4 protein-coding genes are annotated in these 4,346 nt (G+C 45.3%); all 4 read right to left on the minus strand.

Translation table 11 applies throughout. The features are described from left to right. Positions 1–136: 136 nt before the first annotated feature. The 4 genes from QUA16_RS30210 to QUA16_RS30225 all read right to left on the minus strand — a co-directional run bounded on the left by QUA16_RS30210 (position 137) and on the right by QUA16_RS30225 (position 3,825). Positions 137–1,171, minus strand: a complete 1,035-nt coding sequence (locus QUA16_RS30210) for a patatin-like phospholipase family protein (protein ID WP_333107918.1) — start codon at positions 1,169–1,171, stop codon at positions 137–139. A 157-nt stretch (positions 1,172–1,328) separates the two neighbouring features. Beyond that, positions 1,329–1,949 carry a methylthioribulose 1-phosphate dehydratase gene (mtnB, locus tag QUA16_RS30215; protein ID WP_333107919.1) on the minus strand — a complete coding sequence of 207 codons (621 nt, stop codon included), beginning with the start codon at positions 1,947–1,949 and terminating at the stop codon, positions 1,329–1,331. Positions 1,950–2,198: 249 nt separating this feature from the next. Continuing rightward, positions 2,199–2,867 (minus strand): HAD-IB family phosphatase, encoded by a 669-nt coding sequence (locus tag QUA16_RS30220; protein ID WP_333107920.1) that lies wholly within the window; start codon positions 2,865–2,867, stop codon positions 2,199–2,201. Positions 2,868–2,991: 124 nt separating this feature from the next. Continuing rightward, positions 2,992–3,825: a Crp/Fnr family transcriptional regulator gene (locus tag QUA16_RS30225; protein WP_445252212.1), complete on the minus strand. Its 834-nt coding sequence runs from the start codon at positions 3,823–3,825 to the stop codon at positions 2,992–2,994. Between the last annotated feature and the right edge of the window lie 521 nt (positions 3,826–4,346).

Genomic DNA, 4,346 nt, shown 5'->3' on the forward strand with positions numbered 1-4,346 from the left:
TGTTCCATACTTAGAAAGGAGACGACAATTATTTATCAATACACTGTTTGGTTATTTTGTCAATGCGTAAGTCCTATTAACTTAATCGCCGCGCCCAACCCACCCTACAATATGACTAAAATCTAAAACCCTAGGACTACTCAGCAAGTAATAAATCGATAAACTTATCCAACTGTTCATTATTCTTTTCGGCTTGCTCCTTGCCAATTCTCAGCAGGTCTGATATTTTCTCTCCCGATGCATCATCAATCGGCAGCGGTTGTTCGTGGCTCAAATCGGGAGTAATTCTCAAATATTGATTCGATCTTTCAACCGCATCATAAATTTGAATTAGTTGATAATTTACAGTTTCAGCAACTCCCGTCATCATGATATTAATCAAAGGCTGAACCCACTCAACTTGACCCCAATTTTTCGCTTCTTCGTAGGGGTATTTTTTCTGAGCTTCTCCTGTCCCCAGCGATAGAATTACCATATCTTTTGCTGTCGGGCCTGTGTCAGGGCGATCGTCGGGAATTCTGAATTTATTTCTAACTTCTGCATAGGCACAAAGTGCGGGATTGTTTGCGAAAACTCCCCCGTCAATTAAAGCGTAGGATTCGTTGCTCAAAGAGCGGATTTTAGTAACTTCAAAGAAAGTGGGAGCTGCAGATGTGGCTCTGGCGATATCTCTAATAAAATAGTCTTCTGCTGGATATTGTTTAGCATCTATTTGATCGAAAAAGTGAGCTTTTCTCCTTTCGATGTCGTAACTGGAAATTAAACAAGGTTTCAGCAGTTCGCTGAGTTTGCAATCTCTAAAATTTTCCAAAAAGAATTTTTCTAAGCGATCGCCGGGATATTTCTCATCTATCAAACCGTCTATCGATCTGAGTTTTTGCCATAATGAACTCTTAAAAACGTCGCGACCGCTCTCAATCGAAAAATTAAGAGCATCTTTCGCCGACCACCGAGGTCTGGTGGGATTTTTGGCATCGGGACACAAATAGATGCAAGTTAAAATTCCTCCCGCACTTGTGCCAGCGATTAAATCAAAATAGTCAGCTATTCTCGCATCTGGGTTGCCACTTGCCTTTTGCAGCTTTGACTCAACGCTAACTAAAACTTGCGCGGGAATAATTCCTCTAATTCCGCCTCCATCTATGGATAAAATTCTGGTATATTTAGCCATTACTGTTGCCTCTTCTGAATGTTTGCTCGTTTCCTACAGTCCGGGATACAAAAAGTGGTTTGAGAAGCTAATCATAGCGGTAATAGCGGTAAGGTGCTTAGGGCGAGCCCTACATAATTCCGAATTCATGCACCGCTCAATCTCAAATCCCAAATCTTCAATCTAAATTTAATTGGCGGGCTGCGATCGTATAGCGAAAAATGTATTCTACAATTTCTACGTAATTGTAGGCGGCCGCTGGCGAGTCTGCCCAGACTGTGATGCCGTGATCGCGAATTAATAAAGCGGGTACAGACGCCGCTGAAACGGCAAAAAAGTCGCAAATTTCCTTGGCTATCTTAGGGACTTCCAAATAATTTGTAAAGAGGGGGATCGACACCTGCGGGTTTTCCTCCCACACCCCCAAACCTTTTAGCATTTCGATCGCAGGTAAAGGCACTGCATCTCCTGCTGTTAGCCGAGAAACTAAATTTGCCTCGATCGAGTGAACGTGATAGCAAGCTTTAGCGTTTGGAAAACAATTGTAAACGGCTAAATGAATGCTGGTTTCGGCAGAAGGGCGGCTGTCGGCAACAGGTTGCTCGACAATAGCACCGTCTGAGTTCATTCTGATAAAATCTTCTTTAGTTAACTGCCCTTTCGCGCGGCCGCTAGCAGTAATCCAAAAACTGCCATCTGGTAAGCGAGCTGAAAGATTGCCAGCAGTCCCAACCATCCAACCGCGATCGTAAAAATGTTTGGCTGCTGCAATTAAATCCGATCTCAAATCGCCACTCATTCTTTACAAATTCCTCAGCTTTTGATCTATTTTTTACTTTAATAGGAATTGCGCTGGCCTATCTAAACCTAGGGTGTGCACTGTGCACCTTATCTCAAATCCGGTAGCATCGGACTTATATGCACGGGGGCGGGTTTATTATACTTTCTATTATGGGCAATTATTGTTGGTGAACCCGCCCCTACAAAATTTAACATCATACAATACCGATGCAAACGGAATTTATATTACCTGAGAAAGGCTATAGTTTCAATTCCATTTTTGGGACAAATTTTCCAAGACATCAAAAAAATTATCCCATTTAGTATAAGGCTTTTGCTGTTCGTCTAGATACTGGGCAAGCCGATCGCGCGCAAACACCGACGAAGCCTGCAAAGCCATATTAAAATCCGTCAGCGAATCTCCGATTGCCACCTGTTCCTCGGCCGGGTGCTGGCCCATCACCCGCACCTTAGACACCAATTCCTCATCTCCTTCAAACTCAGAATTGACTTGCAAGCGAGGGCCACTAGCGTCCACATCCACAGCGTAAATAACGCTCGCCCGGTGTACCAAATCGCCCATTACCGTCTCTACCATGACCCGAAGACCGCCGGAAACGATCGCAAAATCTACCTTTTTATCGTCCAAAAAATCCAGCAATTCCAACAATCCCGGCCGCATCAGCCTTCCCCTAGAAAATTCCACAATTTCCCCGTAACGTTCCGAGGGAATAGACTCTAGTAACTGCCGCACTCCCGATCGCAAACTCAGCCTTCTAGCGTATATTTCTGGCATCAGTTGAGACGACAGTTCCGGTGCGAAATACTTGAGCATGGCCACAAAAGTTTCTTCAACAGTTATCGTGCCGTCAAAGTCGCAGAACACCACCCGTTGCTGATTGTTCGGGATTGAAGATTTTTGCTTGTCATCGGTCATTGTCAGTCGCACCTTTCGAGAACGGCAAAAGTTTACACAATTAATCGTACACTGTCGAGCGATCGAGCGCGACAGCCCAAAACTAATAGTGACGCGCTGTTTGTTGGCAATTTACCGCAGGATTTTATTCAGAATCTTCGAGAGAATCTTCATCTTCCAGGGAATCTTCCAGGGAATCTTCGAGAGAATCTTCATCTTCCAGGGAATCTTCCAAGGAATCTTCTACCTCCTGCTTGTGGTTTTTTGTCTTTTGGGGGTTAGACTTAGCCGGCAAACAGATTAAATTATCATCTTCAGTATTAATCAAACCTTTCGATCGCAACTTACCCATCAGTCGCGTCACCGTCACCCGCGTTGAGCCAATTGCGCTGCCAATTTGAGCGTGAGTCAAGGCCCAAGGCAGTCGGTAGCCCCGAACCACATCCGGTTCGTCGTCACCTACGTAAGGTTCGCCGAACTCCTCGATCAACAAAGTGAGAAATCCCAACAGTCGGTCGATCGTCCGGCGCTGTCCCAAAGTGCTCAGCCAGAGAAGTTTCCGCTGGTGCTGGTAGCGAAACGCATCCAAAATTTCTCTACGAAAGTGAGGCCAATTATCCAAGTCGTGCCAATACATCCACACTACGTGAGTTTGATCGGCGTGGGCGTAAGCTTGGAGAGTAAACGGAGACTGAGCAACCAGTTCAAAGGGCTGGCCTGCGCCGACGAAGCCCAAAAAAGCTTCTTCTGTAGTTTTGTCAGCGGATTTCGACTTCGCCGCCGCAGCGCTAACTTGAGCGCTACCTACGAGTCGCACAGAACCTTTCTGGACTAAATACAGCAGTCCGGGTCTTGCGGGAATCCGCTCATCTTTGCTAAAAGTCCGGCAGCGGTAGTGTTCCTGGGCCCAGTCGATAATTCGCTGCCAAGTGATAAACGGTCGATCGATAGTCTCTACAGGTGTGGAAGTTGATTGCATAAGTGAGGCTCTGGGATATATTTAAGAGTGAGAAAAACAGCTTCTGCCAGCAGTGCGATACAAAGTGAGACAACCAACCCCCGATCGAGCTTGCACGCTTCTTAACTGTGCTGACTTTTCTTAGTTTTACCGAAAAATTCAATGTAGCAAAAAATACATCAAAATGGTAGAGTTCAGGAAAAAATTTGTCGTAAATTATTGTTATTTACCAAAAAAATCGCTAGAAAGCCTATTAATTCGATGTAGCCCCGATCGGGGGAGCCGATCGACTATCTCTGAGATCAGCAGTTTAACGTACAAGAAAAGTGCAAGCGGTAACAGTATATCGTTGCTCTTACCGTAGGATGAGCCGATAGGGATACAGCAAATATGGAGCAGTGCCCGGAAGTTACAGTGAAGTGTTTCTTGCTTTCAAGGTTCCAAAGGGCGATCGCCCTGCAAGAGACACTAGGGGAAATTCCATTAAATCTCATAGGTGGCACCATTCTCAAGAACGGGCAAGATGCCCGTTCCACAAGAGA

It is taken from the genome of Microcoleus sp. S13_C3 (assembly GCF_036700905.1).
Lineage (GTDB): Bacteria > Cyanobacteriota > Cyanobacteriia > Cyanobacteriales > Microcoleaceae > Microcoleus.